Raw genomic sequence first — 26,465 nt, 5'->3', positions numbered from 1 at the left:
GCATTCCTCTCCGTCGCCTGCGAGGTGAGCTGTCGGGTTCGGGCTGGAGCTGCCCGGCCGTGTGTGCACACGGCTTCACCCCGAGCCGTCCTGGGTCACGGAACGGCGCAGTACCTGGGTCCCCCGCTCCTGCCACATGTGGGTGGGTGCGATATTCCGGACGGCGGCAGGATTAGGCGTTCCGACCGGATTGCGGTGACCGTAAGCGAGTCGGGTCGGGGCGAACAAGCCGTCATTTCCCCCCTGAATCGATCTGCCGGATATCAGCGCACATTTCCCGGTCACGCTCCGTGGACTACGGATCTTCGCATCCCACGCGGGCAAGGGAGTTGGACCTGCGCGCACTCCACGGAACGTCACGGATATGATTCAGCTCACGGGCGGTTGCCATCTCGTTTGCAACCGGGGCGCGCTATCCGAAAGCGACCAATTCGGACACATCGCCCATTATGGATGGAATGCAATTTCGGGTGCGACTGGCGCGGAAAAACGCCTTCCGCCCGTCCAGCAGGAATCCCATTCACGCGACGGGTCAATTGCCGGATTTCATCCCACCCGCTCACACCGCGCCGGACCGCTCCCGGCCGGCGCCCCCGCACCACGTGCCGTGACTCACACGCGACGGCAGCGCAGCGCCCTGGCGTCGAGGTCCCCGCGGAGACCGGTGTGGAGCCCGTGGTGGAGCGGCACGGCGCCGCGGTGGCGGCGGCCGTGTCCTGGCCGCGTACTCCGCCGCGGGTCGAGGCCGCGCAGCCGGAGCCGCGATGGGCGCTCGCCGTAACGCTGCGAGGGCAGCCAGGCCAGGGCGGCCGTCTCGTCGCCGCGGACGTACTGCACGGCGCTCAGCTGCGTCCCCCGGCGGACGCAGCCGGTACAGCTCGCCGTGCTGGACGAGCGGCCCGATCGTCTTGCGGAGCTCCACCGAGTCGCGCGCCCTCCGCCGGCTCCTCCTCGCTCCATGCGGGAAGATCGCCGCCGATGCCGAGCGTCCCGGCCGTCGCGCTGACGAAACGGTGCCCCAGCGCTCGACCACGTCCGCGTCGTCGCGGAGGCTGTGGCGCGGGCCGAGCGCGAGCCCGTGCAACCCGCCCTCGGAGTCGGGCCGCAGTTCCTCCCCGCCGTCGGCCCCGTGTGCCGTGACGAGACGCCACTCGGTGCCACGCGCTCGGGCGTGCGCACGGACAGCGCCGGCGTACGAAGCGGGGGCCGCTCCCGACCGGGTAATCCTCGTGCCCGTCCAGGGGCGACTCGAACGGTACGGCGCGAGGGGGTCGGCGGCCGGCCCTTCGGCGTCGGCCGGGCCGATGCGCTGCTCCCGGTGCGGATGGAGGAGTTCGTCCCGGTCGGTGAGGAGCAGTGCGTCATGGCTCCTCCTGCCGAACAGCAGCCGGATCCGATCGGCGCCGATCGTCTCGACCATCCAGATCCATCAGAATCGAACAACTCGGCACAACATCGGGCAGGTTCGGCCGCAGGGCAACGGGCGGGCGGGGACGGGTCGAAATAATTGCCTGAGGAATCGATGTCGTAGTGTCAGCACCGCGCCATCGTCGGCGAGCAGCGCCGACCGCAGACACGGAGGAGCCCCCGTGACGCAGCAGCTGCCCCAGACCCCGTCGACCGAACCCGAGCTCTCCGGTGTGCGCAACTTCCGGGACGTGGGCGGACTGCCGACCGTGGACGGACGGCGCGTGCGGTACGGACGGCTCTTCCGCAGCGGCCACCTCGCACACGCGACGGACACCGACGCGGCCTTCCTCTCCTCGCTCGGGCTCCACACGATCTTCGACTTCCGCAACAGCGCGGACCAGCGGCTGGAGGGCCCGGACGTCGAGCTCGCCGGGGTGCGCAACGTCAACATCCCGCTGTCCGACCCCGCCGACGGGGCCGAGTTCTGGCGGATGGTCCGCGACGGCGACCTGGACCAGCTGAAGTCGATCCTCGCCGACGGCCAGGCTGCCGGGCGGATGATCGCCTCCTACCGCCTGATCATCAAGGAACGCACCGCCGAGCACAGCCGTGTCCTGCACGCGCTGGCCGAGGACAGCACCCCGGCTCTCATGCACTGTGCCGCGGGAAAGGACCGGGCGGGCCTCTCCATCGCCGTCTCGCTGCTGGCCGTGGGAGTCGAGCGGGACGCGATCGAGGCGGACTACCTCAAGTCGAACGACCCCCACCGGCGCTACAAGGTGCGCCGCAGCGACAGCTCCCCCGCCGGGATGTCGCCCGAGGTGATGGAGCTGCTGGGCCCGCTCTTCGACGCGCGGGCCGAGTACCTGGCCGCGGCGTTCGACACCATGGACGAGGTGTGGGGCAGCACCGAGCGCTATCTCACGGACGGCCTCGGCCTCACCCCGGCGACGCGCGAGCGGCTCCGCGAGCGCCTGGTCGACGGGACGGTCTGACGGCGGAGGCCGGCTCGGCCGGGAGCCGCCCCCGGCACACCGGCGCGGCGGGGCCCGCTCCGGGCCGTCGTGCGCGGCCCGGTGACCGTGCCGTCGTGCTCCCGGCCGCACCGCCTCAGCGGTTGGCGACCGCCTGCTTCACGAGGGTCTTCCCGAAGTCCCACATCAGCCCGCTGCCGCCGTGCGCCTCGTCCATCACGGCGGTGAACGCCTCGACGAACCGGTCGACCTCCGGCTCCCCGATGATCAGCGGCGGAATCAGCTTGATCACTTCCAGCCGGTCGCCCGAGACCTGGGTGAGGATGCGGTGCCTCTGCAGCAGGGGCACCACCACCATCTGGGCGAACAGCCCCTTGCGGGCCGCCTGCAGCATCGTCCAGCGGCTGCGCAGCCCGAGCGAGGACGGCCGGCCGAACTCGATCCCGATCATCAACCCGCGCCCGCGGACCTCGTGGAGCAGCTCGTAACGGTCCACGAGGGCGGCCAGCCGCGTCCGCAGCAGTTCCCCGGTGACCCGGGCGTTCGCGACGACCTGCTCGTCCTCGATCACCGACAGCACGGCGAGACCGGCCGCCATCGCCTGGGCGTTGGAGCCGAAACTCGCCGAGTGCACCAGCACCCGGTCCATCGACGAGTAGACCTTCTTGAAGATCCACTCCTTGCCCAGGGTCGCGCCGACCGGAACATAGCCGCCCGACAGGGCCTTGGCCACGCAGACGAGGTCGGGCTCCACACCGTCCTCGTGCTGGTGGGCGTAGAAGTCCCCGGTCCTGCCGAGGCCGGTCTGCACCTCGTCGGCGATCAGCAGCGCCCCGTGCCGGCGCAGCAGGTCCTGCGCCGCGCGCAGGAATCCGGGCGGCGCCTCGTGCACGCCCTTGCCCTGGATCGGCTCCACGACGAAGCCCGCCACGTCGCCGCGGGCCAGCTCCCGTTCCAGCGCCGACAGATCGCCCAGCTCGACCGCGGTGTCCGGGAACAGCGGGGCGAACCCGTCCCGGAAGCACGCCTCGCCGTTGACCGAGAGCGAGCCGGCCGTCAGTCCGTGGAAGGCGTGGGCGCAGTAGAGGATCCTGGGCCGGCCGGTCGCGTACCGGGCGAACTTCAGGGCCGTCTCGACCGCCTCCGTACCGCTGTTGCAGAAGAAGACGCGGTCCAGGTGGGGGCTGTGGGCCAGCAGCTTCTCGGCGAGCAGTCCGGGCAGGGGCGGGCAGTCGAAGCGGGTCAGATCCGCGAGCGAGGCGTCCAGGACGTCGTGGAGCGCCTTGCGGACGACCGGGTGGTGCCGGCCGAGGCCCATGACGCCGAACCCGGCGAGCATGTCGAGGTAGTCGTTGCCCTCGTCGTCCCAGAAGTACGCGCCCTCCCCCCGCTCGTACACCTTGTCGAAGCCGATCGTCCGAAGCATGCGGGGCAGTTGGTGGTTGAGGTGACGGGCGTGCAGCTCGTACCGCTCACCGCCCCGCTCCGCGAGCAGCTTCGCGAGGTCGAACTCGGTGGTCATCCGCGGCGCTCCTGGGGTTTCTCGGGTGGCTCGGACTGCTCGGTGTCGGGGGTCGGCCCGGCCGTCCGGGCCGTCCGGGTCGTCCCGGTCGTGGGCGAAGCCGTCCCGGCCCGAGGGCGGGACACCGGTGGGTCCGGCCGCTTCCCCCGGGTGAGGGCGGCGGCGATCCGCCCGGCGACGTCCACCGGGGTCAGCCCGATGTCGGCGAGGACCTCGGCCCGCTTGGCGTGGGCGAGGAACTCGTCGGGGATGCCGAAGGTCCGCAGCGGCACGTCCACGCCGGCGTCGCGCAGCGCCTGTCCCACCGCCGAACCGACCCCGCCGGCACGGCTGTTGTCCTCCACGACCGCGACGATCCGGTGCCGGGCCGCGAGGGGCGCGAGCTGCTCGTCGACGGGCTTGACCCAGCGGGGATCGACGACGGTGCAGCGCGGACCCCGGGCCTCCAGCAGCTCGGCTGCCCCCAGGCACACCTGCGCCGTCGCCCCGACGGACACGATCAGCACCTCGGGATCCGCGCCGCGGTGCAGCACGTCCATCCCGCCGATCCGCTCCAGCGCGGGCACCGGCTCCCCGACGGACTCCTTGGGGAAGCGCAGCACGGTCGGCGCGTCCGAGACGTCGACGGCCTCGCGGAGCTGGACCCGCAGCTGTTCGGCGTCGCGCGGGGCGGCGATCCGGAGGCCGGGGACGACCTGGAGGACCGACATGTCCCACACGCCGTTGTGCGAGGGGCCGTCCGTGCCGGTGACGCCGGCCCGGTCCAGCACGAAGGTCACACCGCACTGGTGCAGGGCGACGTCCATCAGCAGCTGGTCGAAGGCCCGGTTGAGGAACGTGGCGTACACGGCGACGACGGGGTGCAGTCCGCCGGTCGCGAGCCCGGCGGCGGAGACGGCGGCGTGCTGTTCGGCGATGCCCACGTCCCACACACGGCCGGGGAAGCGCTCGGCGAACGCCGTCAGCCCCACCGGGTGGAGCATCGCCGCCGTGATCGCCACGACGTCGGGCCGCTCGGCGCCGATGGCCGCCAGCTCGTCCCCGAAGACCGACGTCCAGGAAGGGCCGCCCGCCGGGGCGAGCGGCAGACAGGTCGCCGGGTCCATCGCGCCGACGGTGTGGAAGCGGTCGGCCTCGTCCTCCAGGGCCGGGCGGTAGCCCCGCCCCTTCTCGGTGAGGCAGTGGACCAGCACAGGCCCGCGGAAGCGCTTGGCCTGGCGCAGCGCCGACGCCACGGCGACGATGTCGTGGCCGTCGACGGGGCCGACGTACTTCAGGCCCAGATCCTCGAACAGGCCCTGCGGGGCGACGACGTCCTTCAGGCCCTTCTTGGCACCGTGCAGCGTCTCGTACAGCGGCTTCCCGACGACGGGGGTGCGCTCCAGGAGGTCCTTGCCGCGGGCGAGGAAGCGCTCGTAGCCGTCGGTGGTGCGCAGCGTGGCCAGATGGCTCGCGAGGCCGCCCGTGGTCGGCGCGTAGGAGCGCTCGTTGTCGTTGACGACGATGACGAGCGGGCGGTCCTCGGCGTCGGCGATGTTGTTCAGCGCCTCCCAGGCCATGCCGCCGGTGAGGGCCCCGTCACCGATGACCGCGACGACGTGGTCGTCCCTCCGCAGCAGTTCGTTGGCCTTGGCCAGGCCGTCCGCCCAGCCGAGGACCGTCGAGGCGTGCGAGTTCTCGATGACGTCGTGCTCGGACTCGGCACGCGACGGGTAGCCGGACAGGCCCCCCTTGCCACGCAGCTTGGAGAAGTCCTGCCGGCCGGTCAGCAGCTTGTGCACGTAGCTCTGGTGACCGGTGTCCCAGAGGATCCGGTCGGCCGGCGAGTCGAAGACCCGGTGCAGGGCGATGGTCAGCTCCACCACCCCGAGGTTGGGTCCCAGATGACCGCCGGTCCTGGCGACGGCCCGGACGAGGAACTCCCTGATCTCCTCGGCCAGTTCGCCGAGTTCCCCTTCCGTCAGCGCCTCGAGGTCGCGCGGCTCCCGGATGTGCTCCAGAATCGGCACGCTCGTGCCCCCTCTCTGATCCGTTGCTCCGGCAGGGGCGGCCGGCGTCCGCCGTCCGGCCTCAGCTCCCGCTACCCGACACGGTTTCCCGCGCGGCGCGCAACGACTCCTTCAGGGAGCCCATGGTGGCCAGGACGGCGGTCGGTTCGTAGCCGCAGTGGGCCATGCAGTTCGCGCAGCGCGGGTCCCTGCCTCGGCCGTACTTGCTCCAGTCGGTGTCCTCGACCAGTTCCTTGTACGTGGGGACGTAACCGTCGCTCATCAGGTAGCAGGGGCGCTGCCAGCCGAAGAGCGAGTAGTTCGGAATCGCCCAGGCGGTGCAGGGGAAGTCGACCTTGCCCTCGAGGAAGTCCAGGAAGAGCGGGGAGTGGTTCAGCCGCCAGCGCCGCCGGTTGCCGTCGGCGAAGGCCTTCCGGAACAGCTCGCGGGTCTGCTCGACGCCGAGGAAGTGCTCCTGGTCGGGTGCCTTCTCGTAGGCGTACGCGGGCGAGATCATCATCTCGTCGACCCTGAGCTCGTCGTTGAGGTAGTTCAGCACCTCGACGACCGTCTGCGGGGTGTCGGTGTTGAAGAAGGTGGAGTTGGTGGTGACCCGGAAACCGCTCCGCTTGGCCTCCTTGATCGCCTCCACCGCCTCGTCGAAGACGCCCTCCTTGGCGACGGACTCGTCGTGCCGCTCGCGCAGCCCGTCGATGTGGACGGCGAAGGCGAAGTACCGCGAGGGGGTGAACCGGTCCATCTTCTTGCGCAGCAGCAAGGCGTTGGTGCAGAGGAAGACGTACTTCTTCCTCGCCACCAACTGCCGCACGATCTCGTCGATCTGAGGGTGCATCAACGGCTCGCCGCCCGCGATCGAGACCATCGGGGCACCGGACTCCAGAACGGCGCCCACGGCCTGGGCGACCGGCATCCGCTGTTTGAGGATCCCGGCCGGGTGCTGGATCTTCCCGCAGCCCTCGCACTTCAGATTGCACGCGAACAACGGCTCCAGCTCCACGATCAGCGGGAACTTCTCGCGCCTGCGGAGCTTCTGTTGGAAGAGATAGGTCCCGACCCTGATGGTCTGGCGGAGCGGCATGGCCATCTGGCTCACCTCCTGGGGAGCAGCAAAGAACGGTGCCATTCGAAGAAAGCAGGCATTACGGCACACAAGACACGGAAAGCTGATATTCCACCGCGCACCGTGCCGATTCGGACCAGCTCATGCTCTGGAGCGTCCACGACCACCCGGACGGCCGCAACCGGGCGCACTCCGGCTCGCAGGGCACTGCGGAGCGTCGCGGCCGACTCCATGTCCACCGCGATCGCCCCCGTCGCCGCCAGCTCCGTCCGCTCCTCTCCGCGCACCACGTGGTCGGAGGCGGTCAGCGGGCCGGTGTGCACGGTCCGCCCGGGCACCGCCCTGGCCAGGGCCTCCGTCAGCACATCCGTGGCGGTGCAGGGGGTGACGCCCCAGGGCCCGCGGGTCTCGTCGGCCACCACGACGTCACCGGGGTGCATCCCGGGAGCCAGCCCCGCACAGAAACCGGAGGCGATGACCCCGGCCGCCGGCACCGTCCCGGTACGGTCTCCCCCGCCCTCCACGCCGTCACCCAGCGCCCGCGCGAGGCCACGCTCCGCGTTCTTCGGCCCCATACCCGTTCGGAGTACGGTCACCGGGCCCGGCGCGCCGCCCCGGCCGCCCGCGCGCAGGGCGAGCCGTTCGATGCCGAGCGCGCAGGCGATCAGCAGCGGCGGGACCGGGGCGTCGTCGGGCGGCGTGCCCGGGGAGGCTGCCATTCAGCCCCCGCTCCGGCCGGTGGACGGCTCTCCGTGCACGTAACGGCCGAGGGCCATCAGCGGGAAGACCTGCCGGTAGATGTGGTAGTTGATGGAGAAGTCCCAGGGGAAGCCGGTCCCGGTGAAGTACGGCTCGTCCCAGGAGCCGTCCTCGCCCTGCGCGGCGGCGAGGAACGCGATGCCCCGCTCGACGGCCCTGCCGTCCCGCTCCCCCGCCGCCAGCAGAGCCAGCAGCGCCCAGCCAGTCTGGGAGGGGGTGGAGACCCCCCGGCCGATCCACGCCTCGTCGCGGTAGGAACGCAGGTCCTCGCCCCAGCCGCCGTCGTCGTTCTGGACGGACTCCAGCCAGCCGACGGCCCGCCGGATCGCGGGGTGCGAGGCGGGCACCCCTGCCGCGGTGAGCGCCGGGACGACCGCGCCCGTGCCGTAGAGGTGGTTGACACCCCACCGGCCGAACCAGGCGCCGTTCGGCTCCTGTTCGCGCAGCAGCCACTCGACTCCGCGGCGGGTGCGGGGGTGGTGGGCCCGTCCCTCGTGGGCCAGCATCTCGACGACGTGCGCCGTGACGTCGGCGGACGGCGGGTCGACGACCTCGCCGAAGTCGCAGAACGGCAGCCGGTTCGGCAAGGTGCTGGTGTTGTCGGCGTCGAAGGCTCCCCAGGCGCCGGTCCTCGACTGCATCCCCAGCGTCCAGTTGCCCGCCCGGGCGACGGCCTCCTCGACACGGGACGGGTCCGGGTGCCTGACCCTGCGCAGGGCCAGGACGACCTCGGCCGTGTCGTCGACGTCGGGGTAGTTGTCGTTGTGGAACTCGAACGCCCAGCCGCCGGGGGCGAGACGGGGCCTGCGTACGGACCAGTCACCGGGCCGGGTGACCTGTTCCCCGAGCATCCAGTCGGCGGCCCTGACGAGTGCCGGGTGGTCCGCCGGCACTCCGGCGTCGGAGAGGGCGATGACGGTGAGACAGGTGTCCCACACGGGCGACTGACAGGCCTCGATCATCCTCGCCGGGCCCTCCGGACGGCCGCCCGGCCCGGTGGTCTCGTCCCGCCACACGGCGAAGCGGTCCAGCGACTCCAGCCCGGCGCGCATCACCGGGTGGTCGAGGTCGTATCCGAGCAGATGGAGGGCGATCACGGAGTAGACGGCGGGCGGCTGGATGCCGCCCCAGCAGCCGTCGTTCTCCTGCCGCTCGATGATCCAGCGGGCGGCGCTGTTCATGGCCGCGCGGCGCAGCGGGCGCAGGGCCACCTTGCGGTAGCCGTGCAGCAGCCGGTCGAGGCGCTGGAAGATCCCCTCCCAACTGGCGGCCGGGGCCAGGGGCCTGGGCGGGTTGGGGTGGTGGCGGTCCGTGTGCAGCTCGTCGAGAGCGAACGGTGCGGGCCGTACGGGGCGCGTGGCCGAGACGACGGTGAGCGGCACGATCGTCTGGCGGGCCCAGCAGCCGAAGTCGTAGATGTTGAGCGGGAACCACGAGGGCAGATGGATGAGTTCGGGCGGCAGTTCGGGCAGGTCCTCCCACTTCCACCAGCCGAAGAGCGCCAGCCAGATCCGGGTGAAGACGCGGCTCGCGGCGATGCCGCCCTGCGCCCTGACCCACGCGGCGGCGCGCTCCATGTGCGGATCGTCCGGGCGGTCGCCGGCGAGGCGCAGGGCGACGTACGCCTCGATGGTGGTGGAGAGTTCGCCGGGGCCGCCGTAGAACGTGGCCCAGGTGCCGTCCTCGCGCTGCTCGCCCCGGATGAACACGGCGGCGGCTGCGGTGGTCTTCTCGTCCTGGATCCCGAGGAACTGACGGAGCAGCAGGTCCTCGGCGTCCATGGTGACGTTGGTCTCGAGATCGGCCTTCCACCAGCCCTGGGTGTCCTGCCTGCCGAGCAGGTGCTCCACGGAGCGCTGCGCCGTCAGCAGGGCGGTGGTGCCGAGGCTCCCGGAGTCCACCGGAACGGAACGGTGGTCGGTCGTGCGTTCGCTGGCCGAGGCTGCGCGGGACGCCGGGGTCCCGCCGCTTCCGTCGGTCGTCGCTGTCATGGCTTCCCCTTCGTGCAGTCGGACGTGCTGCTTCGGGTCTGCCGTCGGCCGGTGCCGTGAGGGCACCGGCCGGCGACTGCGAACTCATATGCGATTGATCGTGATCATCTCCGTCGGCGCCGTCCGCGCACCGGTGCTCATCTCTTGCGTACGACGACGAAGTCGGCGAGGGCGACGAGCTGGGCCCTGACGTGCTCGGGCATGTCCACCCGGTCGAGCGCCTCCACCGCGATGGCGTGCTGCCTGCGGGCCTCCTGCGACGTCCAGTCGCGGCCGCCGGCCTCCTCGATCAGCGCCGCCCGGGCGGCGAACTCCTCCTCGGAGAAGCCGTCGAAGTCGCCCGTGGCCGGAGGCCGCTCGTCGGGATCCGCCTTGGCGTCGGCGGCGAGGAGTTCCCCGAGCCGCTGCGACGCGGGGCCGCCCGCGGCGAGCGCGGCGACGACGGGCAGGGACTTCTTGCGCTGGCGCAGATCGCTCCAGGTCTGCTTGCCGGTGGCCTCCGGGTCGCCCCAGATGCCGAGCAGGTCGTCGACGGCCTGGAAGGCGAGCCCGAGGTGGTAGCCGTACGACTCCAGGGTGTCGGCGGTGCGGTCGTCGGCGCCGCCGAGCACCGCGCCGATGGAGACGGCGCAGGCGAGCAGGGCGCCGGTCTTGTTGCCCTCCATCTCCAGGCACTCCTCGACGGTGACCCGCTCCCGGTGCTCGTAGGAGATGTCCTGGGCCTGGCCGTCGATGAGCTTGCGGCTGGCGGTGGTGAGCCTGCGGGTGGCGCGGCCCGCCTCCACCGTGCCGAGTTCCAGCAGGATCTCGTTGGCGAGGGCGAACAGCGCGTCGCCGACGAGGATGGCCTGGGCGGGGCCGTGCACCTTCCACACGGTGTCGCGGTGACGGCGCTGCTCGTCACCGTCCATCAGATCGTCGTGGAGCAGCGAGAAGTTGTGCACCAGCTCGACGGCGACGGCCCCGGGGATGCCGACCTCGGGCGCCGCACCGGCCGCCTCGGCGGACAGCAGCGCCAGCGCCGGGCGCACGGCCTTGCCGCCGTCGCCGTCCGCGGGACGGCCGTGGGCGTCGATCCAGCCGAAGTGGTAGGCGGCGACGGTGTCCATGGGGGGCGCGAGCCTGTCAACGGCAGCGCGCAGCACCGGGGTGGACATCGTCCGCCCACGCTCAAGCAGCGCGGTGACGGCCGCGGTGTCGACAGCCGGGTTCGCCGAAGGCGCAGTCGGCACTTTCTCTCCTCTGGTTCCGGACGTGGTTCTCATGCCGCCTCCTCGAGCGGATGTTCATGGCGGCGGCCGAGGGCTGCGAGCGCGGCACCGGCGGCGCTCAGTCCGCTCCGCACGGCGCCCTCCATGGTCGCGGGCCAGCCGGTGGCGGTCCACGACCCGGCCAGGAAGAGGCCGGGGGCGTTGGTACGGGCTGCGGGCCGGAGCCTACCGACACCGGGGGCGGGGGCGAAGGTCGCCGTGCGCTCCCGGGTCACGAAGAAGTCCCGTACCTCCGCCCCGCGGGTGGCGGGCAACAGCCGTTCCAGCTCGGGAAGGTAGCGCTCGCGCAGGACGGAGACGGGGGTGTCGATCTCGTCCTCGGCCGCGGACTGGGACAGCGCCAGATACTGTCCGGCCCGCCGCCCGCCGCCGTCGCCCCGGGACCCCGCCTCCGACATGCCGGAGGCGTCCGTGCGGTCGAAGACCCACTGGACGGGGCTGCCGAGCGCGGCGAAGAAGGGCCGGCGCAGCACCGGGCGGTCGTAGACCACGTGCAGGTTGAGGATCGGTGCGGTCCCGATGGCGAGCAGCCGGTCGGGGTCGTCCAGGGCGCCCTCGGGGAGCAGGGCGTGCGCCTCGCGCTGCGGTACGGCGAGGACGACGGCGTCCGCGGTGAGCGGGCCGGTGCCTGCCGTGACGTTCCAGCGCCCGTCGTCCGCGCGGGTGACCTCGCTGACGCGCGTGCGCAGTTCGGTGCGGACGCCGGCCGTGTCGAGGGCCTTGCGGGCCAGTGTGTCGTGCAGCTCCCCGAGGGGGACGCGGGCCCAGCCGATGTCGGCCGCGCCGGGGTCGGAGAGCAGGCCGGTCCTGAAGACCATCGCGGCCAGGGCCATGGAGGCGTTCGGGGCGGTGGCGTTGAGGGTGGCGACCCCGACCAGGTCCCACAGGGCCTCGACGGCGCGCGCGGACTGGCCGTGGCGGCGCAGCCAGGTCGCGAAGTCGACGCCGTCGAGGGCGGGGTCGGCGGGGTCGAGCCCCCGCAGCGCGAACGCGGCGCGCCCGACGGCGGCCCGCTCGGCGAGGGAGAGGTGCGGGTACCGGGCGAGGCTCGCGGCCAGATGCAGGGGGACGGGCAGGGCGGTGCGGCGCAGCCGCCCCAGGCGGGGGCCCCCGGGGTGGGCGGCATCGAGCACGGGCACGTCGAGGCGCGGCTGGAGCGGTGCGAGGCGGGCGCCGTCGACGCGGTCGAGGAACCAGCGGTACGCGGTGCAGCAGCGCAGGTACACGTGCTGGCCGTTGTCGACGGTCAGCTCGCCGCGCCGGAAGGAGAAGGCGAGCCCGCCGAGCCGGGGCCGGTTCTCCAGGAGCGTCACGCGCAGTCCGGCGTCGGCGAGGCGGAGCGCGGCGGTCACCCCGGCGATCCCGCCCCCGACGACGACGGCGTGCCGCTCGGAGGTGCTGTCCCGGTCCGTCATGGGCCCTCCCCGCCGGCGGGGAGGGCACCCGGGTGCGCGGCGCGGCGGGGTGCCGCGGGCGGCCCGGCGGCCGTGCGGCGCCGAGGGGGTGTCGGCCGTGCCATCAGACGCGCCTCCTGACGGCCTTGCGGGAGATGTGCCGCGCGTCGAGGCCGGAGAGGCCGCGCACGGCGACGTACGCCTTCTCCCGGCCGGGCAGGGAGACCCGGCCGCGCAGGACGGCCATGGGGTCGCGCTCGATGCGTTCGAGCAGGCGGCGGTAGATCCCGGCCATGGCGGCGACGCAGGCGCCGCTGCGCCGGTCCAGCATGGGCAGCAGCCGGTAGCCCTCGGCGAACAGCCCCCGGGCGCGCCGTACCTCGAAGTGGACGAGGCCGGTGAAGTCGGCCCCCGAGGGCGGGATCGCGCGGTGGAAGCCGCCGGTGCAGCCGAACTTGGCGAGGTCGTCGCCGGGCAGGTAGGTGCGGCCGTTGCTCGCGTCCTCGCGGACGTCGCGCAGGATGTTGGTGAGCTGGAGGGCGAGTCCGAGCGTGTCGGCGTACTCGGAGGCCCGCTCGGTGCCGCGCGCGCCGGGCAGGGTCCCGAACACCCCGAGGGAGAGCCGTCCGATGGCGCCCGCGACACAGCGGCAGTAGACCTTGAGGTCGTCCCAGGTCTCGTACGTCTCGCCGCGGACGTCCATCAGGACGCCGTCGATGAGCTCGTCGAGGGCGTCGAGGGGGATGGGGAAGCGCTGGGCCGCGTCCGCGAGGGCCACGGCGACCGGGTCCGTGTCGTCCTCGTCCACCGCCCCGTCCCGGATCCTGCCGAGGAGCTCGCGGGTCCCCTCGAGCCGGTCCCGTTTGGCGGTCTCGCCGAGGAGGCCGTCGCCGATGTCGTCCACGCGCCGGGAGAAGGCGTACAGGGCGGACATGGCCTGGCGCTTGTCGGCGGGCAGGAGCCTGATGCCGTACGCGAAGTTGCGCGCCTGCGTCCCGGTGACGGCCTCGCAGTAGCTGTACGCGGCCCGGACCGGCGCGGACATGTGTGTGAACTCCTCCATGGCCCGGCTCACCCCTCTCTGCGCGCTCTGTGCAAGACGGCTCCCACTTCGCGCATCAGCCGGGGCCTGGTGGGCCGGGGCGGCCCGGGAAGGACGTCGTGGCCGGCGGCCTCGATCGCGGCGAGGGCGGCGCGCCCGCCGGCGACGAAGCCGGCGAGCAGCAGCCTGAGCCGGCCGTGGACGCTGCCCACGAGCGGGATGCCCTCCTCCAGCAGCGTTCCGGCCCGCGCGGCCTCGTGGGCGATCAGGGCGCGTACCGGTGCGCCCGCGGTCGGTGCGGCCAGGTCGTCCTCGGTGACCCCGAAGCGCTCCATGTCCTCGGCCGGCAGGTAGACGCGGTCCGCGGCCAGGTCCTCCGCGACGTCCTGGAGGTGCTCGACGATCTGGAGGGCGGTGCACACGGCGTCGGACCGGCGGATCCGCTCGGGGTCGGCCGAACCGGTGATCGCCAGGACGAGCCGGCCCACGGGGTCGGCGGACAGCTCGCAGTAGCGCGTGAGGTCGTCCCAGGTCCGGTAGCGGCGGACGAGCTGGTCCTGGCGGTTGGCCTCGATCAGGCCGAGGAACGGCTCCGGGGTGAGCCCGCAGCGGCGCACGGTCGGCACGAGCGCCCGCAGCAGCGGATGGCGCGGGGCTCCGTCGCCGCCGGGGAAGATGCGCCGCAGATCGGTCTCGAAGGCGTCGAGCATCGCGAGCCGGTCGTCGCTCTGCGCGGGGTCGAGGCCGAGGTGGCGGGCGTCCGCTCCGCCCGGGGCGAGATCGCCGTCGCCGATGTCGTCGACGAGCCGGGCGTAGCCGTAGACGGCCATGAGGTCGTCGCGCCAGGCGCGGGGCAGGAAGAAGGGGGCCACGGGGAAGTTCTCGTCCGCGGCCTTGGCGAGCGTGGTGCGCATGGAGGCGTCGGGGCGCACCTGCCGGGTACCTGTCACTGCGGGCTGCCAGGTGCGGGGACGGCACTGCCCACGCGGAGCTGGAGATCTTCCGTCATGGCCGTCACATCTCCCGTTCTACACTGCCGACCCAATACATCCTATTTCGGACACGCCGCCGGTCCCGACGAGGGGCTTCGCCGCCCGGCAGCCGGGATCCCTCAGGGCGTATCGCCCCACTTGCCGTGAATCAGCACCGGTACAGCTTACGTTCCACCTCGTCCCCACTCTCAGCGGGGCACCGGCCGCGCCGCAGTCGACCTGCGGTGCGCCGTCAACCTCCCCGGAGGGAACAGGACCTGACGGCCGGTCGGCTACGCGCGGACCTCCGTCCGCCCCGCTTCCCGGCCGGCTCCGGCGGGGGCCGGCCGTGCGAGGGCCCCCGCCGGAGCGGTCCGGCGGGGGCCCTTCCGCCCGCTGCGGGAACCGGGCTACTTCCCGGTCTCCTTCTCGTACGCCCTGATGACCTCGTCGGTCGGGCCGTCCATCAGGAGCTCGCCCTTCTCCAGCCACAGGACCCGGTCGCAGGTGTCCCGGATCGACTTGTTGCTGTGGCTGACCAGGAAGACCGTGCCCGCCTCCTGGCGCAGCTCCCTGATGCGCTCCTCGGAGCGGATCTGGAACTTGCGGTCACCGGTGGCCAGCGCCTCGTCGATCATCAGCACGTCGTGGTTCTTGGCCGCCGCGATCGCGAACCGGAGCCGGGCGCCCATACCGGAGGAGTACGTGCGCATCGGCAGGGTGATGAAGTCGCCCTTCTCGTTGATGCCGGAGAAGTCGACGATGCCCTGGTAGCGGGCGCGGATCTCCTCGCGCGACATGCCCATGGCCAGGCCGCCGAGGATGACGTTCCGCTCACCGGTCAGATCACCCATGAGAGCCGCGTTGACGCCCAGCAGGGAGGGCTGGCCGTCGGTGTAGACCTTGCCGCTCTCGGTGGGCAGCAGGCCCGCGATCGCGCGCAGCAGCGTCGACTTGCCCGAGCCGTTCGTGCCGATCAGGCCGATCGCCTCACCGCGGTAGGCGGTGAAGGAGACGCCCCGGACCGCGTGGACCTTGCGGACGCCGCGGGACTCCCCGCGGTCGCGCTTGACGATCCGGCTCAGCGCGGCGGTCGCGCTGCCCTTGCCGCCGCTGCCGCCGTTGACGCGGTACACGATGTGCACGTCGTCGGCGATGACGGTGGGCACCCGGGCGTCGCGCGGGTCCTCGAGGTGGTCAGCCACGGCCATAGCGCTCCTCCGCCTTCCAGAAGTACACGAACCCGGCGACGCCCAGCAGCAGCGCCCACAGCCCGCCGGCCAGCCACACGTGCGAGGGCAGGTTCGACGAGTCGTACCCGTCGATCAGGGCGAAGCGGATCAGGTCCATGTAGATCGCCGCGGGGTTGTACATGAGGACCTCGGCGATCCACGCGGGCTTGTCCGCGAGCATCACCTTGATCGAGAACATGACACCCGAGCCGTACATCCAGGTCCGCATGATGAACGGCATCAGCTGGGCGAGGTCGGGGGTCTTGCTGCCCATCCGCGCCATGATCAGCGCCATGCCGACGTTGAACACGAACTGGAGCCCCAGGGCCGGCAGCACGAGCAGCCAGCTCAGCGACGGGTAGCTCCCGAACGCCACCACGATGAGCACGAGCACGATCATCGAGAACAGCAGCTGCTGGAGCTGCTGCAGCGCGAACGAGATCGGCAGCGAGGCCCGGGGGAAGTGCAGGGCCCGCACCAGTCCCAGGTTCCCGGAGATCGCCCGGACGCCGGCCATGACCGACGTCTGCGTGAACGTGAACACGAACACGCCCGTCACCAGGAACGGGATGTAGACCTCCTTCGACATCCCGCGGCCCGCGCCGAGGATGAGGCCGAAGATCAGGTAGTACACGAGAGCGTTCAGCAGCGGCGTCGCGACCTGCCACAGCTGGCCGAGCTTCGCCTGGCTGTACTGGGCGGTCAGCTTCGCCTGGGAGAACGCCAGGATGAAGTGCCAGCGGCCCCAGAGCTGCCTGACGTATTCGACCAGCCCTGGGCGGGCACCGCTCACCGACAGGCCGTACTTGGCGGCCAGCTCCGCCGGTGTCAGACCGTCGTCGGGAGACGGCCGAGCGCTCGTGGCGATCGCGCCGTCGTGGGTTGTGTCACTCACAAGTCGAGACTTTCGTGTTCAAGATGCGCGGCTTGGGCCTCAGGTGGCGGCCAGGTCCCGGAGTACGCCCGATGCTCTCAGATCCGGACCGTCAGACGACAGGCGGTCGGCCCAGTCGCGTCAGTCGCCACACGGTACGCCACTTCATGGGACGGCGGGGCCCGCACGGGGTGGTCCAGCCCTCCTTGAAGCCGCCGAACCATGCCCTGAGGGCCGCGGCCGAGGGCCGCCTGAGGAGAGTCAGCAGGATCCACACCCCGAGGTAGACGGGCACCAGGGGCGCGGGCAGGTTGCGACGGGCCAGCCACACCCTGTTGCGGGCCACCATGCGGTGGTAGACCGCGTGCCGGGAGGGCGGGGTCGTCGGGTGGTGCAGCACCATGTCGGAGCGGTAGTCGATCATCCAGCCCGCGTCGAGGGCCCGCCAGGCGAGGTCGGTCTCCTCGTGGGCGTAGAAGAACTCGTCCGGCAGCCCGCCGACCTGTTCCAGCACCTTCGTGCGCACCGCGTTCGCACCGCCGAGGAAGGTCGTGACGCGCGAGGAGCGCATCGGGTCGGACGCCCGCAGCCGCGGGACGTGCCGGCGCTGGGTGAGGCCGGTGTCCGGGTCGGCGATGCGGAAGCTGACGATCCCGAGGGCGGGGTCCTCCTCGAACGCCCGGCGCACCAGCTCGGCGGTGTCGGTCTTCGGCAGCAGACCGTCGTCGTCGAGGAAGAGCAGCACGTCGACGTCGCCGCCGCCCGGGCCGAACGCCTCGATGCCGACGTTGCGGCCGCCGGGAATGCCCAGGTTCTCGGGCAGGTCGACCGTGCGCACACCGTCGGGCACGCCCGTGACCGGGGCGCCGTTGCCGACGACGACCACCTCGACGGGGTCGCCGTCCTGCTTGGCGACCGAGTCGATGAGGGCGCGCAGGTCGTCGGGCCGGTTGCCCATGGTGATGATGACGGCACCGAGCTTCATACGGCTCACCTCAGCCTGCTGGAGACGAGGATGGACACGAGGTGCAGCACCGTCTGCAGCAGCGCGACACCGGCCAGCACGGCGACACCCAGACGAGAGAAGAACAGGTCGCCCTGGATCTGGTCGAGGACCGCCAGCACCAGGATCAGCAGGGACGCCTCGATGCCGAGGACCAGCCGGTGGAACTTCAGCGCGGAGGCGGCCCGGCGGGCGAGCGCCATGCCGGACGAGCGCGGCTCGGCCGCCGCGTCCTTGACCGGCTCCATCCCGGCCTGGTGCCGGGCGACGCCGACCAGGTCGGTCTCGGCCTTGATCAGGATCGCGCCGAGCGCCGCGAGGGTGCCGAGGAAGGCCCACAGCCAGTCGATCCGCCCGCCTCCCCACAGGTCCGCGGCGCGCAGGCCGAAGCCGACGAGCACCGCGGCGTCGCACAGATAGGCGCCGACCCGGTCCAGGTACACGCCGGACAGGGAGTACTGCTTCTTCCAGCGGGCGACCTCGCCGTCCACGCAGTCCAGCAGCAGGTACAGCTGGACCATCACCACGCCGAGGACGGCACCCCACACGCCCGGCACCAGCAGGGCCGGCAGGGCCAGGACCCCGGCCAGGGTCATCAGGTACGTCAGCTGGTTCGGCGTGACCTTGGTGCCGACCAGGACGCGGGTGATGCGGAGGGAGATCTCGCGCATGTACAGGCGGCCGCCCCAGTGCTCGCCACTGCGCCGGTCCTTCACGCCCGCGGGGTGAACGACCGGACGGAGCTCAGCTACGGATGGTCTTGGCATAGTCGGCGTACGCGTCCCTGATCTGATCGGTGGACAGGTCGAGGTGCTCGAGGATGGTGAAGCGGCCGGGCCGGGTCCGCGGTGCGTACTCCACGGCCCGGACGAACTCGTCGGCGGAGAAGCCGATGTCCTCGGGGAGGACCGGCAACCCGTGCTTGCGGAGGACCTCGGCGAACAGGCCGGACTCCTCCCCGGCGCCGCGCAGGTGCATCGCGAAGGCGGCGCCCAGCCCGACCTGCTCGCCGTGGCTGGCGGCCCGCTTGGGGTAGAGCAGGTCGAAGGCGTGGCTGATCTCGTGGCAGGCGCCGGACGACGGCCGGGAGTCACCGCTGATCGACATGGCGATGCCGGAGAGCACCAGCGCCTCCGCGAGCACCGTCAGAAACTCGTCGTCGCCGACGCCCCCGGGGTGGCGGAGCACGGCCTCGCCGGCGGTACGGGCCATCGCGGCGGCCAGGCCGTCGACGGACTCCCCGGTGATCTTGCGGGAGAGCTCCCAGTCGGCGATCGCGGAGATGTTGGAGATCGCGTCGCCGATCCCGGAGCGGACGAACCGGACCGGGGCCTCGCGCACCACGTCGAGGTCGATCACCATGGCGATCGGCGAGGGGACGCCGTAGGAGCCGCGGCCGTTGTCGTTGTCGAGGATGGAGATCGGCGAGCACAGGCCGTCGTGCGCCAGGTTGGTGGCGACGGCGACCATGGGCAGCCCGACCCGCGCCGCGGCGTACTTCGCCACGTCGATGATCTTGCCGCCGCCGAGGCCGACGACCGCGTCGTAGCGGCGCTTGCCCTTGATGTCGTCGGCCAGCTTGACCGCCGAGTCGATGGTGCCGTCCGAGACCTCGTACCAGTCGGCGCCGGGCAGCACCGGTGCCAGCCGTTCGCGCAGGGCCTGCCCCGAGCCGTTGCTGATCGCGATCGCCAGCTCGCCGGACGCCGAGATGCGCTGGTCGGCCAGGAGACCGGCCAGGTCGTCCATCGCCCCGCAGCCGATGTCGACGACGACCGGCGACGGGATGAGCCGGGTCAGTACTGGCACGCGATCTCCCGGCCCTTCGCGAGGTCGTCGTGGTTGTCGATCTCGACCCAGCTGACGTCGCCGATCGGTGCCACGTCGATCTGGAAGCCCCGGTTCACCAGCTCCTGGTAGCCGTCCTCGTAGTAGAGGTCGGGGTCGCGCTCGAAGGTGGCCTTCAGCGCGTCGGCGAGCTCCTCGGCGGCCTCGGGCTCGATGAGGGTGACACCGATGTACTCACCGGTGGCACCGGCAGGGTCCATCAGCTTGGTGATCCGGCGGACGCCCTGGCCGTCCGCGGTGATGACCTTCATCTCCTCGTCGGCGAGCTGCTTGACCGTGTCGAGGGCGAGGATGATCCTCCGGCCGTCGCCGCGGGCGGCGAGCAGGGTCTTCTCGACGGAGACCGGGTGCACGGTGTCGCCGTTGGCGAGAATCACGCCCCGCCTGAGGACGTCACGCGCGCACCACAGGGAGTAGGCGTTGTTCCACTCCTCGGCCTTGTCGTTGTCGATCAGGGTGAGCTTCAGGCCGTACGTGGCCTCCAGCTCGTCCTTGCGCGCGTACACGGCCTCCTTGCGGTAGCCGACGACGACGGCGACCTCGGTGAGGCCGATCTCGCTGAAGTTCTTCAGCGTCAGGTCGAGGACCGAGAGGTCCCCGTCCACGGGCACGAGGGCCTTCGGAAGGGTGTCGGTGTAGGGGCGCAGACGCCGTCCGGCACCGGCAGCCAGGACAAGGCCGATCATGCGGGTTCTCCTTCGTCGTGTACGGCGGGTGCTCCGGAGGAGACCCAGAAGCGGACGGACTCCGCGACCACCACGAGTGCCACGGCGACCGCGAGGACCGTCAGCGCGATCGTGAACTGCGGGGCGCCCAGCAGGGTGGCCAGCAGCGCGACCGCCAGGGTCCGCCCCTCGTGCCCGCCGACCGCCCGGACCAGCCGGCGCGGGGGCGCGCCGGTGCCCCCGCGGATGCGGTACACCGTGTCGTAGTGATGGTAGGCGACCGCGGCCACCAGGCCGAATGCCGCGGGAAGGGCCCCGTTCACGTCCGCCCGGGCGGCGAGGATCAGGATCGTGCCGTACTCCGCGGCGCGGAAGACCGGGGGCACCAGCCAGTCGAGAGCACCCTTGAGCGGGCGCGCGACGGCGAGGCCGGAGGTGAGGGCGTAGCCGAGGGCGGCGACGACCGTCCAGGGGCTGCCGTAGGGGGCGAGCCACGCGGTGAGGGTGACCGCCGCGGCGCCGAGCGCGGCGATCACGGGCGGTGCGAGCGACGGCAGCCGACGGGCGAAGCCCTTGAACGCGGCGGCGAAGCCGTCCGCCACCGGACCGGAGTCGGCGAGGTCGGCGAGCGCCTGTGCCGCGCGGTCGGTCCTGCGGGCCTTGCGGGTGAGCGAGCGCAGCACGCGGCCGGCGGTGGTGTACGCGGCGGCGAAGCCGCAGCCGATCAGCAGGGCGTAGAAGACGATCCGCGGGGTGGTGACGGCGGTCAGCACGGCGATCATGGCCCAGCGCTCGCCGATCGGGAGCACGATCATGCGCCGGACCCACACCGTCCAGCCGACGCTGTCGAGCCGGTCGGAGAGGGCGGCGGTGGGGCTGGTGTTGCCGGTCGCGTCGTGGTTGGCCTCGTTGAAGGAGAAGTCGACCACGTGGCGGCAGGTCTGGAGCACCATCGCGCCGAGCGCCAGGGCCCAGACGTCGTCCCCGCCGCGTGCGGCGCCGAGCGCGAGGCCCGCGTAGTAGGCGTACTCCTTCGCCCGGTCGAAGGTGGCGTCGAGCCAGGCGCCGAGCGTGGAGTACTGCAGGGAGTAGCGGGCGAGCTGCCCGTCGGTGCAGTCGAGGACGAAGGAGAGGATCAGCAGCACGCCGGCGGCGACGAAGCCGCCCCGGGTGCCGGTGGCCGCGGCGGCGGCCGCTATGAGCGCGGTGATCAGCGAGGCGGTGGTGACCTGGTTCGGGGTCAGCCCGCGCCGCGCGCACCAGCGGGCGATGTAGCGCGAGTACGGGCTGATGAAGAAGGTCGTGAAGAACCCGTCACGCGCCTTCACCGCGGAGCGCAGCCGGACGTCCTCGTCGTCGACGGCGGCCACGGCCTGCCGGGCCTCGTTGCGGGCCTGGGGGTCGCCGGGCACGGTCGCCACCAGCGTCCCCAGCTCTGGCCGGTGCGGAGCGGCGCCCTCGGCGGCGAGGGCATCGGCGACGAGGTCGGGGAGCACGCCGGCCGCCGCGGGGACGGTGTCGGTGGCCGCGGCCCCGGGGGACGGGGACGCGGGGTCGGGGGACGACTGCACGGCGGACTGCGGGGCCGCCTGCCGCAGGGCCGCGAGCAGGGCGGCGCGCGCCTCGGGCCGGGCGGTGGCGGCGCCGGGGATCGCGGCGGCCGGGAAGCGGGGGTCCGTCAGGCCGAGGCGGAGTGCGTGGAGGTGGCCGACGAAGCGCGGGTCCACGAGCGCGGCCCGCTCGGCGGCCGGGACGGCGGCGAGCAGGTCAGCCGCCTCGTCGGCCCCGGAGGCGATGCGTACGTCGAAGCCCAGCGACCGCAGATCGCCCTCGAGCGGCGATCCGGGTACCGGCGGACCGGTGAGGATGGCGGTCGACAGACGGACTCACTCCTTGGCGCTCATCGGATGGGTGGGCACGGCGGCTCGGCCCGGGACCGGGCGGCGGCATGTCGGCTGAGGCTATCGGATGAACGGAAGCACGAGTTCACTGAGGTTTCCCGGTGAGGACACTCCCGTTCGTCCCGCCGGCCTCGTCCTCGGTCCGGGCGTCCCTTGCCCGGACCGGGACCGGCCGCCGGTGCCGCGACCGAGATCATCATTGTCGATCAGTGGCCGACCCCACAAACCCGCTCCCTGGGGCAGGGCCGCCCCGGACGCCGCCTGGTTAGGGTGGCGGGCATGACTTGGCTGATCACAGGCGGGGCGGGGTACATCGGAGCGCACGTGGCGCACGCCATGACCGGCGCCGGGGAGCGGGTCGTCGTGCTCGACGACGTCTCGACGGGCAACGCGGAGCGGCTGCCCGAGGGGGTGCCGCTGGTCAGGGGCACCCTGCTGGACAGGGAGCTGCTGGACCGCGTCCTCGCCGAGCACGCGGTCACGGGAGTGGTGCACCTGGCGGCGAGGAAGCAGGTCGGCGAGTCCGTTGAGCAGCCGCTGCGCTACTACCGGGAGAACGTCCACGGGCTGACCGTGCTGCTCGAGTCCGTCGTGGACGCGGGCGTGAAGCGGTTCCTCTTCTCCTCGTCGGCGGCGGTGTACGGGATGGCCGACGTGGAGCTGATCACGGAGGACACCCCGGCCGTGCCGATCAACCCGTACGGCGAGACCAAGCTCGCCGGCGAGTGGCTGGTGCGGGCGGCGGGCCGGGCGCACGGTCTCGCCACCGCCTGTCTGCGCTACTTCAACGTCGCGGGCACGGCCCGTCCCGAGCTCGCGGACACCGGGGTGTTCAACGTCGTCCCGATGTTCTTCGACCGGATCACCCGGGGTGACGCCCCGAGGATCTTCGGCGACGACTATCCGACGCCCGACGGCACCTGCGTCCGCGACTACATCCACGTCGCCGATCTCGCCGACGCCCATCTGGCCGTGGCCCGCCGGCTGGCCGGCCAGGACGGGGCCGGCGACCTCACGGTGAACGTCGGCCGCGGCGAGGGCGTCTCGGTGCTCACGCTGGCCCGTGTCGTCGCCGAGGTGACCGGTCACGGCACGCCGGCGGTGGTCGAGCCGCGCCGTCCCGGGGACGCGGCGCGGGCCGTCGCGTCGGTCGAGCGCATCGGCGAGGAGCTCGGCTGGACGGCTTCGCGCGGTGTGCGCGAGATGGTCGAGTCGGCGTGGGAGGGCTGGCTGCTGCACCGCCCGGAGGCCGCCCGCCGCTGACCGCGCCGGCGACTGCCCGGCACGCTGACCTGCGGACGTATCCGCAGGTCAGGGCATATGACAACGGTGTTCACCGTCATGTTGCCCGGTACCCCCCACCCGTAGTTCACTGGCCACTCGGACAGATCGTTCACCGTGATCCGGGAGGCTTGTCGCATGGGGGCAGGGCACGACCACGGACACGCGCACGGCGGTCGCCCGCCGGCGGGGACCGCGGCCGCCGCCTACCGGGGGCGGCTGCGCGTCGCCCTGGCGATCACGCTGGGCGTGATGTTCCTGGAGATCGCCGGCGGTGTGCTGGCGGACTCGCTCGCCCTGATCGCCGACGCCGCGCACATGGCCACGGACGGTCTGGGCCTCGCCATGGCGCTGCTCGCGATCCACTTCGCCAACCGGCCGGCGGACGCGAGCCGCACCTTCGGCCTCGCCAGGGCCGAGATCCTCGCCGCGCTCGCGAACTGCGTCCTGCTGCTCGGCGTCGGCGGGTTCCTGCTGTACGAGGCGATCCAGCGCTTCATCACCCCGGCCGAGACCAAGGGCGGGGTCGCCGTCTCCTTCGCCCTCGTCGGTCTGGCCGCGAACGCGGTGTCGCTGTTCCTGCTGAAGCGGGGGCAGCAGGAGAGCCTCAACGTGCACGGCGCGTATCTGGAGGTGCTCGCGGACGCGCTCGGCTCGGTGGCGGTGCTGATCTCCTCGGCCGTCATCCTGGCGACCGGCTGGCAGGCCGCCGACCCGATCGCCTCGCTGGTCATCGGCCTGATGATCGTGCCGCGGACGGTGAAGCTGCTGCGGGAGACGCTGAACGTGCTGCTGGAGGCGGCGCCGAAGGGGGTGGACATGGCCGAGGTGCGCGAGCACATCCAGGCCCTGCCCGGCGTCCTGGACGTCCACGATCTGCACGCCTGGACGATCACCTCCGGCATGCCGGTCCTCTCCGCGCACGTGGTGGTGGCGCCCGACCTCCTGGACGCGGTGGGCCACGAGAAGATGCTGCACGAGCTGCAGAGCTGCCTCGGCTCTCACTTCGACGTGGAGCACTGCACGTTCCAGTTGGAGCCCGGCGGTCACGCCGAGCACGAGGCGGGCTACTGTCACTGAGGGCTGCTACATTGGCGCAGCCGTGTCCGTACGGGACCGAGAGGAGCTGAGGTTGATGACGGTCGCAGTCGACGCTGCCCCGCGCAGCGCACCGTCCACCATCGACCTCCGGGTTCCCGACCGGTCATTCTCCGTACGCTGACCTGATCCGTACGTCGGCTGGGACCCGTCTCATCCAAAGGGTTCCCCACGTTGTCCGACAACGCTTTTCGTGACGCCTTCTTCACCCTGCACCACGGGCTGCCCCGGCAGGGACCGGGCTCCGACGACACCACCCGCCGGCTGCTGGCCCTCGCCGGCCCCGTGCCTCCGCGCCCGCGGGTGCTCGACCTGGGCTGCGGCCCCGGCCGTGCCGCGCTGCTGCTGGCGGCCGAGGCCGGGGCGGAGGTCACGGCCGTGGATCTGCACGAGCCGTTCCTGGACGAGTTGAGGCAGGCCGCCCGGGCGCGCGGTCTCGCCGACCGCATCCGTACCGTCTGCGCCGACATGGGCGCACCGCCCTTCCCTGACGGGTCGTTCGACCTGGTCTGGGCCGAGGGTTCGGCGTACGCGATCGGCTTCGACACGGCGCTGCGCTCCTGGCGGCGCCTGCTGGCACCGGGCGGCGTCCTGGTCCTCACCGAGTGCGAGTGGACCTGCGCCGAACCGAGTCCGGCTGCCCGTGCCTTCTGGGACGAGCACTGTCCGCTGCGCACGACGGCGGCCAACGCGGCCGCGGCGGTCGGCGCCGGCTATCACGTCGCCGGGGTGCACCGTCAGCCCGAGAGCGACTGGCAGGAGTACTACGGCCCGCTCGGCGCCCGGGCCGCCGCCGTCGATCCGGAGACGGCGACGCGGGCGACGACCGCCGCCCTGGCGGCCACCCGGGCGGAGATCGCGGTGCGCCGTGACCACGGTGCGGAGTACGGCTACACCGGCTACGTGCTGCGGCCCGCGGACCCGCGCTGGCGGGTCCGGCCGGAGACGGACGCCGACGTACGGGCCGTGCACGCCGTCAACGCCGCCGCCTTCCCCACGGAGGACGAGGCGGATCTCGTGGACGCGCTGCGGCGGGACCCTTCGGCGTGGCTCCCCGGCCTCTCCTGGGTGGCCGAGGCGCCCGACGGCTCCGTCGCGGCGTACGCGCTGCTCACCCGTTGCCTGGTCGGCGGCGAGCCCGCACTGGCACTGGCGCCCTGCGCCACCGCCCCGGAGCACCAGGGACAGGGCGCGGGCTCGGCGGTGATCCGGGCGGCGCTGGACGCCGCCCGGGTCCGGGGTGAGCGGCTGGTCGTGGTGCTGGGTCATCCGGAGTACTACCCGAGGTTCGGATTCGGGCCCGCTTCACGGCTCGGCATCCGACCCGGCTTCGAGGTCCCCGACGAGGCGATGATGGCCATGGTGCTGGACGGTTCCCCGGAGGCGCCACAGGGCATGATCATGTACCCGGAGGCGTTCGGGGTCTGAGCCGCCGTCCGTGCCCGTCGTGCTCCCCGCACCACGGGCACGGACATGCCCACGGGCGGTGAAGTGCGGACAAGCCGCTTTTGTACGGCAGACTGGGTGCGCCCCTCAGGGCCGAGGACCGAAGCGAAGGATGGCTATGCCGATCACACCCGCCACCGCGCCGAACAGCTCGTCGAACGGCACCACGCAACCGATCTTGCTGGAACTGGTCGACGAGACCGGCCGAACCATCGGCACCGCGGAGAAGCTCTCCGCCCATCAGGCGCCGGGACAGCTGCACCGGGCTTTCTCCGTGTTCCTCTTCGACGAGCACGGGCGACTGCTGCTGCAGCGGCGGGCGCTCGGCAAGTACCACTCCCCCGGAGTCTGGTCGAACACCTGCTGTGGCCACCCGTATCCGGGCGAGGCCCCGTTCACGGCCGCCGCCAGGCGCACGCACGAGGAGCTGGGCGTCTCGCCGTCGCTCCTGGCCGAGGCCGGCACCGTCCGCTACAACCATCCCGATCCGGCCTCGGGCCTGGTCGAGCAGGAGTTCAACCATCTCTTCGTGGGACTGGTGCAGTCGCCGCTGCGCCCCGACCCGGAAGAGGTCGGCGAGACGGTGTTCGTGACGGCGGCGGAGCTGACGGAGCGGCATGCGCGGGACACGTTCTCGGCCTGGTTCATGACGGTGCTGGACTCCGCTCGCCCGGCGATCAGGGAGCTCACGGGCCCGGCCGGCGGCTGGTGACC

General features: G+C 72.3%; 21 protein-coding genes, 1 pseudogene and 1 riboswitch. Of the genes and pseudogenes, 5 read left to right on the top strand and 17 right to left on the bottom strand.

Translation table 11 applies throughout. The annotated features are described in order from the left end of the window. Window position 1: 1 nt before the first annotated feature. Window positions 2–161: riboswitch (cyclic di-AMP (ydaO/yuaA leader) on the bottom strand. A 451-nt stretch (window positions 162–612) separates the two neighbouring features. Further along, window positions 613–1,037 (bottom strand): annotated as a pseudogene (locus QRN89_RS31205) (GH36 C-terminal domain-containing protein); the annotation flags it as partial. A gap of 552 nt (window positions 1,038–1,589) precedes the next feature. Here QRN89_RS31205 and QRN89_RS31200 point away from each other — a divergent pair. Beyond that, on the top strand, window positions 1,590–2,405 hold the full coding sequence (locus tag QRN89_RS31200) for a tyrosine-protein phosphatase (protein WP_290352765.1): 816 nt from the start codon (window positions 1,590–1,592) through the stop codon (window positions 2,403–2,405). A 115-nt stretch (window positions 2,406–2,520) separates the two neighbouring features. Here QRN89_RS31200 and QRN89_RS31195 read toward each other — a convergent pair whose 3' ends face one another. From QRN89_RS31195 to QRN89_RS31120, 16 genes are all read right to left on the bottom strand, one after another. Further along, window positions 2,521–3,906, bottom strand: coding sequence for an aspartate aminotransferase family protein (locus tag QRN89_RS31195; RefSeq protein WP_290352764.1), 1,386 nt, complete (start codon window positions 3,904–3,906; stop codon window positions 2,521–2,523). After that, a complete protein-coding gene (gene dxs, locus QRN89_RS31190; protein ID WP_290352763.1) occupies window positions 3,903–5,915 on the bottom strand; it encodes a 1-deoxy-D-xylulose-5-phosphate synthase in 2,013 nt (670 codons plus the stop codon). The genes QRN89_RS31195 and dxs overlap by 4 nt, the downstream gene beginning before the upstream one ends. A gap of 61 nt (window positions 5,916–5,976) precedes the next feature. Next, window positions 5,977–6,999, bottom strand: a complete 1,023-nt coding sequence (gene hpnH, locus QRN89_RS31185) for an adenosyl-hopene transferase HpnH (RefSeq protein WP_290352762.1) — start codon at window positions 6,997–6,999, stop codon at window positions 5,977–5,979. Window positions 7,000–7,004: 5 nt separating this feature from the next. After that, the gene (locus tag QRN89_RS31180) at window positions 7,005–7,694 is read right to left on the bottom strand and encodes a phosphorylase family protein (RefSeq protein WP_290352761.1); all 690 of its coding nucleotides are present in this window, start codon (window positions 7,692–7,694) and stop codon (window positions 7,005–7,007) included. Further along, the gene (gene shc, locus QRN89_RS31175; RefSeq protein ID WP_290352760.1) at window positions 7,695–9,725 is read right to left on the bottom strand and encodes a squalene--hopene cyclase; all 2,031 of its coding nucleotides are present in this window, start codon (window positions 9,723–9,725) and stop codon (window positions 7,695–7,697) included. Window positions 9,726–9,862: 137 nt separating this feature from the next. Further along, window positions 9,863–10,990, bottom strand: a complete 1,128-nt coding sequence (locus QRN89_RS31170) for a polyprenyl synthetase family protein (protein ID WP_290352759.1) — start codon at window positions 10,988–10,990, stop codon at window positions 9,863–9,865. Next, window positions 10,987–12,411, bottom strand: coding sequence for a hydroxysqualene dehydroxylase HpnE (hpnE, locus tag QRN89_RS31165; RefSeq protein ID WP_290352758.1), 1,425 nt, complete (start codon window positions 12,409–12,411; stop codon window positions 10,987–10,989). The genes QRN89_RS31170 and hpnE overlap by 4 nt, the downstream gene beginning before the upstream one ends. Window positions 12,412–12,514: 103 nt before the next feature. Beyond that, window positions 12,515–13,453 carry a presqualene diphosphate synthase HpnD gene (gene hpnD, locus QRN89_RS31160; RefSeq protein ID WP_290352757.1) on the bottom strand — a complete coding sequence of 313 codons (939 nt, stop codon included), beginning with the start codon at window positions 13,451–13,453 and terminating at the stop codon, window positions 12,515–12,517. 8 nt (window positions 13,454–13,461) lie between these two features. Beyond that, a complete protein-coding gene (hpnC, locus tag QRN89_RS31155; RefSeq protein WP_392855034.1) occupies window positions 13,462–14,382 on the bottom strand; it encodes a squalene synthase HpnC in 921 nt (306 codons plus the stop codon). A 431-nt stretch (window positions 14,383–14,813) separates the two neighbouring features. Then, the gene (locus tag QRN89_RS31150; protein ID WP_290352756.1) at window positions 14,814–15,614 is read right to left on the bottom strand and encodes an ABC transporter ATP-binding protein; all 801 of its coding nucleotides are present in this window, start codon (window positions 15,612–15,614) and stop codon (window positions 14,814–14,816) included. Further along, window positions 15,601–16,530 (bottom strand): ABC transporter permease, encoded by a 930-nt coding sequence (locus QRN89_RS31145; RefSeq protein ID WP_290352755.1) that lies wholly within the window; start codon window positions 16,528–16,530, stop codon window positions 15,601–15,603. Before QRN89_RS31145 ends, QRN89_RS31150 begins: the two co-directional genes overlap by 14 nt. Window positions 16,531–16,621: 91 nt before the next feature. Continuing rightward, window positions 16,622–17,494 (bottom strand): glycosyltransferase family 2 protein, encoded by an 873-nt coding sequence (locus tag QRN89_RS31140; protein ID WP_290352754.1) that lies wholly within the window; start codon window positions 17,492–17,494, stop codon window positions 16,622–16,624. 5 nt (window positions 17,495–17,499) lie between these two features. Continuing rightward, window positions 17,500–18,279: a CDP-alcohol phosphatidyltransferase family protein gene (locus QRN89_RS31135; protein ID WP_290352753.1), complete on the bottom strand. Its 780-nt coding sequence runs from the start codon at window positions 18,277–18,279 to the stop codon at window positions 17,500–17,502. Next, window positions 18,257–19,321, bottom strand: a complete 1,065-nt coding sequence (locus QRN89_RS31130; RefSeq protein ID WP_290352752.1) for an iron-containing alcohol dehydrogenase family protein — start codon at window positions 19,319–19,321, stop codon at window positions 18,257–18,259. Before QRN89_RS31130 ends, QRN89_RS31135 begins: the two co-directional genes overlap by 23 nt. Further along, a complete protein-coding gene (locus QRN89_RS31125; protein ID WP_290352751.1) occupies window positions 19,309–20,046 on the bottom strand; it encodes a phosphocholine cytidylyltransferase family protein in 738 nt (245 codons plus the stop codon). Before QRN89_RS31125 ends, QRN89_RS31130 begins: the two co-directional genes overlap by 13 nt. Continuing rightward, the gene (locus QRN89_RS31120; protein ID WP_290353930.1) at window positions 20,043–21,905 is read right to left on the bottom strand and encodes a DUF5941 domain-containing protein; all 1,863 of its coding nucleotides are present in this window, start codon (window positions 21,903–21,905) and stop codon (window positions 20,043–20,045) included. The genes QRN89_RS31125 and QRN89_RS31120 overlap by 4 nt, the downstream gene beginning before the upstream one ends. A gap of 300 nt (window positions 21,906–22,205) precedes the next feature. Between QRN89_RS31120 and galE the strand changes: the two genes are divergently transcribed. From galE to idi, 4 genes are all read left to right on the top strand, one after another. Then, window positions 22,206–23,189: a UDP-glucose 4-epimerase GalE gene (galE, locus tag QRN89_RS31115; RefSeq protein WP_290352750.1), complete on the top strand. Its 984-nt coding sequence runs from the start codon at window positions 22,206–22,208 to the stop codon at window positions 23,187–23,189. 156 nt (window positions 23,190–23,345) lie between these two features. Continuing rightward, a complete protein-coding gene (locus QRN89_RS31110; RefSeq protein WP_290352749.1) occupies window positions 23,346–24,287 on the top strand; it encodes a cation diffusion facilitator family transporter in 942 nt (313 codons plus the stop codon). 192 nt (window positions 24,288–24,479) lie between these two features. Then, complete coding sequence (locus QRN89_RS31105) at window positions 24,480–25,733, top strand: bifunctional class I SAM-dependent methyltransferase/N-acetyltransferase (protein ID WP_290352748.1); 1,254 nt, start codon at window positions 24,480–24,482, stop codon at window positions 25,731–25,733. A gap of 136 nt (window positions 25,734–25,869) precedes the next feature. Further along, window positions 25,870–26,463, top strand: a complete 594-nt coding sequence (idi, locus tag QRN89_RS31100) for an isopentenyl-diphosphate Delta-isomerase (protein WP_290352747.1) — start codon at window positions 25,870–25,872, stop codon at window positions 26,461–26,463. Window positions 26,464–26,465: the final 2 nt, after the last annotated feature.

The organism is Streptomyces sp. HUAS CB01, from assembly GCF_030406905.1.
GTDB classification, from domain to species: Bacteria; Actinomycetota; Actinomycetes; order Streptomycetales; family Streptomycetaceae; genus Streptomyces; species Streptomyces chengbuensis.
Note: the sequence above shows the minus strand (reverse complement) of the source record. Positions and strands in the feature narration are given on the sequence as shown.

Excerpts from the sequence above, each read along its gene's own strand:
- QRN89_RS31195 (WP_290352764.1), bottom strand. The coding sequence starts at position 3,906 with ATGACCACCGAGTTCGACCTCGCGAAGCTGCTCGCGGAGCGGGGCGGT.
- hpnH (WP_290352762.1), bottom strand. The coding sequence starts at position 6,999 with ATGGCCATGCCGCTCCGCCAGACCATCAGGGTCGGGACCTATCTCTTC.
- QRN89_RS31180 (WP_290352761.1), bottom strand. The coding sequence starts at position 7,694 with ATGGCAGCCTCCCCGGGCACGCCGCCCGACGACGCCCCGGTCCCGCCG.
- shc (WP_290352760.1), bottom strand. The coding sequence starts at position 9,725 with ATGACAGCGACGACCGACGGAAGCGGCGGGACCCCGGCGTCCCGCGCA.
- QRN89_RS31170 (WP_290352759.1), bottom strand. The coding sequence starts at position 10,990 with ATGAGAACCACGTCCGGAACCAGAGGAGAGAAAGTGCCGACTGCGCCT.
- hpnE (WP_290352758.1), bottom strand. The coding sequence starts at position 12,411 with ATGACGGACCGGGACAGCACCTCCGAGCGGCACGCCGTCGTCGTCGGG.
- hpnD (WP_290352757.1), bottom strand. The coding sequence starts at position 13,453 with ATGGAGGAGTTCACACACATGTCCGCGCCGGTCCGGGCCGCGTACAGC.
- QRN89_RS31150 (WP_290352756.1), bottom strand. The coding sequence starts at position 15,614 with ATGGCCGTGGCTGACCACCTCGAGGACCCGCGCGACGCCCGGGTGCCC.
- QRN89_RS31140 (WP_290352754.1), bottom strand. The coding sequence starts at position 17,494 with ATGAAGCTCGGTGCCGTCATCATCACCATGGGCAACCGGCCCGACGAC.
- QRN89_RS31135 (WP_290352753.1), bottom strand. The coding sequence starts at position 18,279 with ATGCCAAGACCATCCGTAGCTGAGCTCCGTCCGGTCGTTCACCCCGCG.
- QRN89_RS31125 (WP_290352751.1), bottom strand. The coding sequence starts at position 20,046 with ATGATCGGCCTTGTCCTGGCTGCCGGTGCCGGACGGCGTCTGCGCCCC.
- galE (WP_290352750.1), top strand. The coding sequence starts at position 22,206 with ATGACTTGGCTGATCACAGGCGGGGCGGGGTACATCGGAGCGCACGTG.
- QRN89_RS31110 (WP_290352749.1), top strand. The coding sequence starts at position 23,346 with ATGGGGGCAGGGCACGACCACGGACACGCGCACGGCGGTCGCCCGCCG.
- idi (WP_290352747.1), top strand. The coding sequence starts at position 25,870 with ATGCCGATCACACCCGCCACCGCGCCGAACAGCTCGTCGAACGGCACC.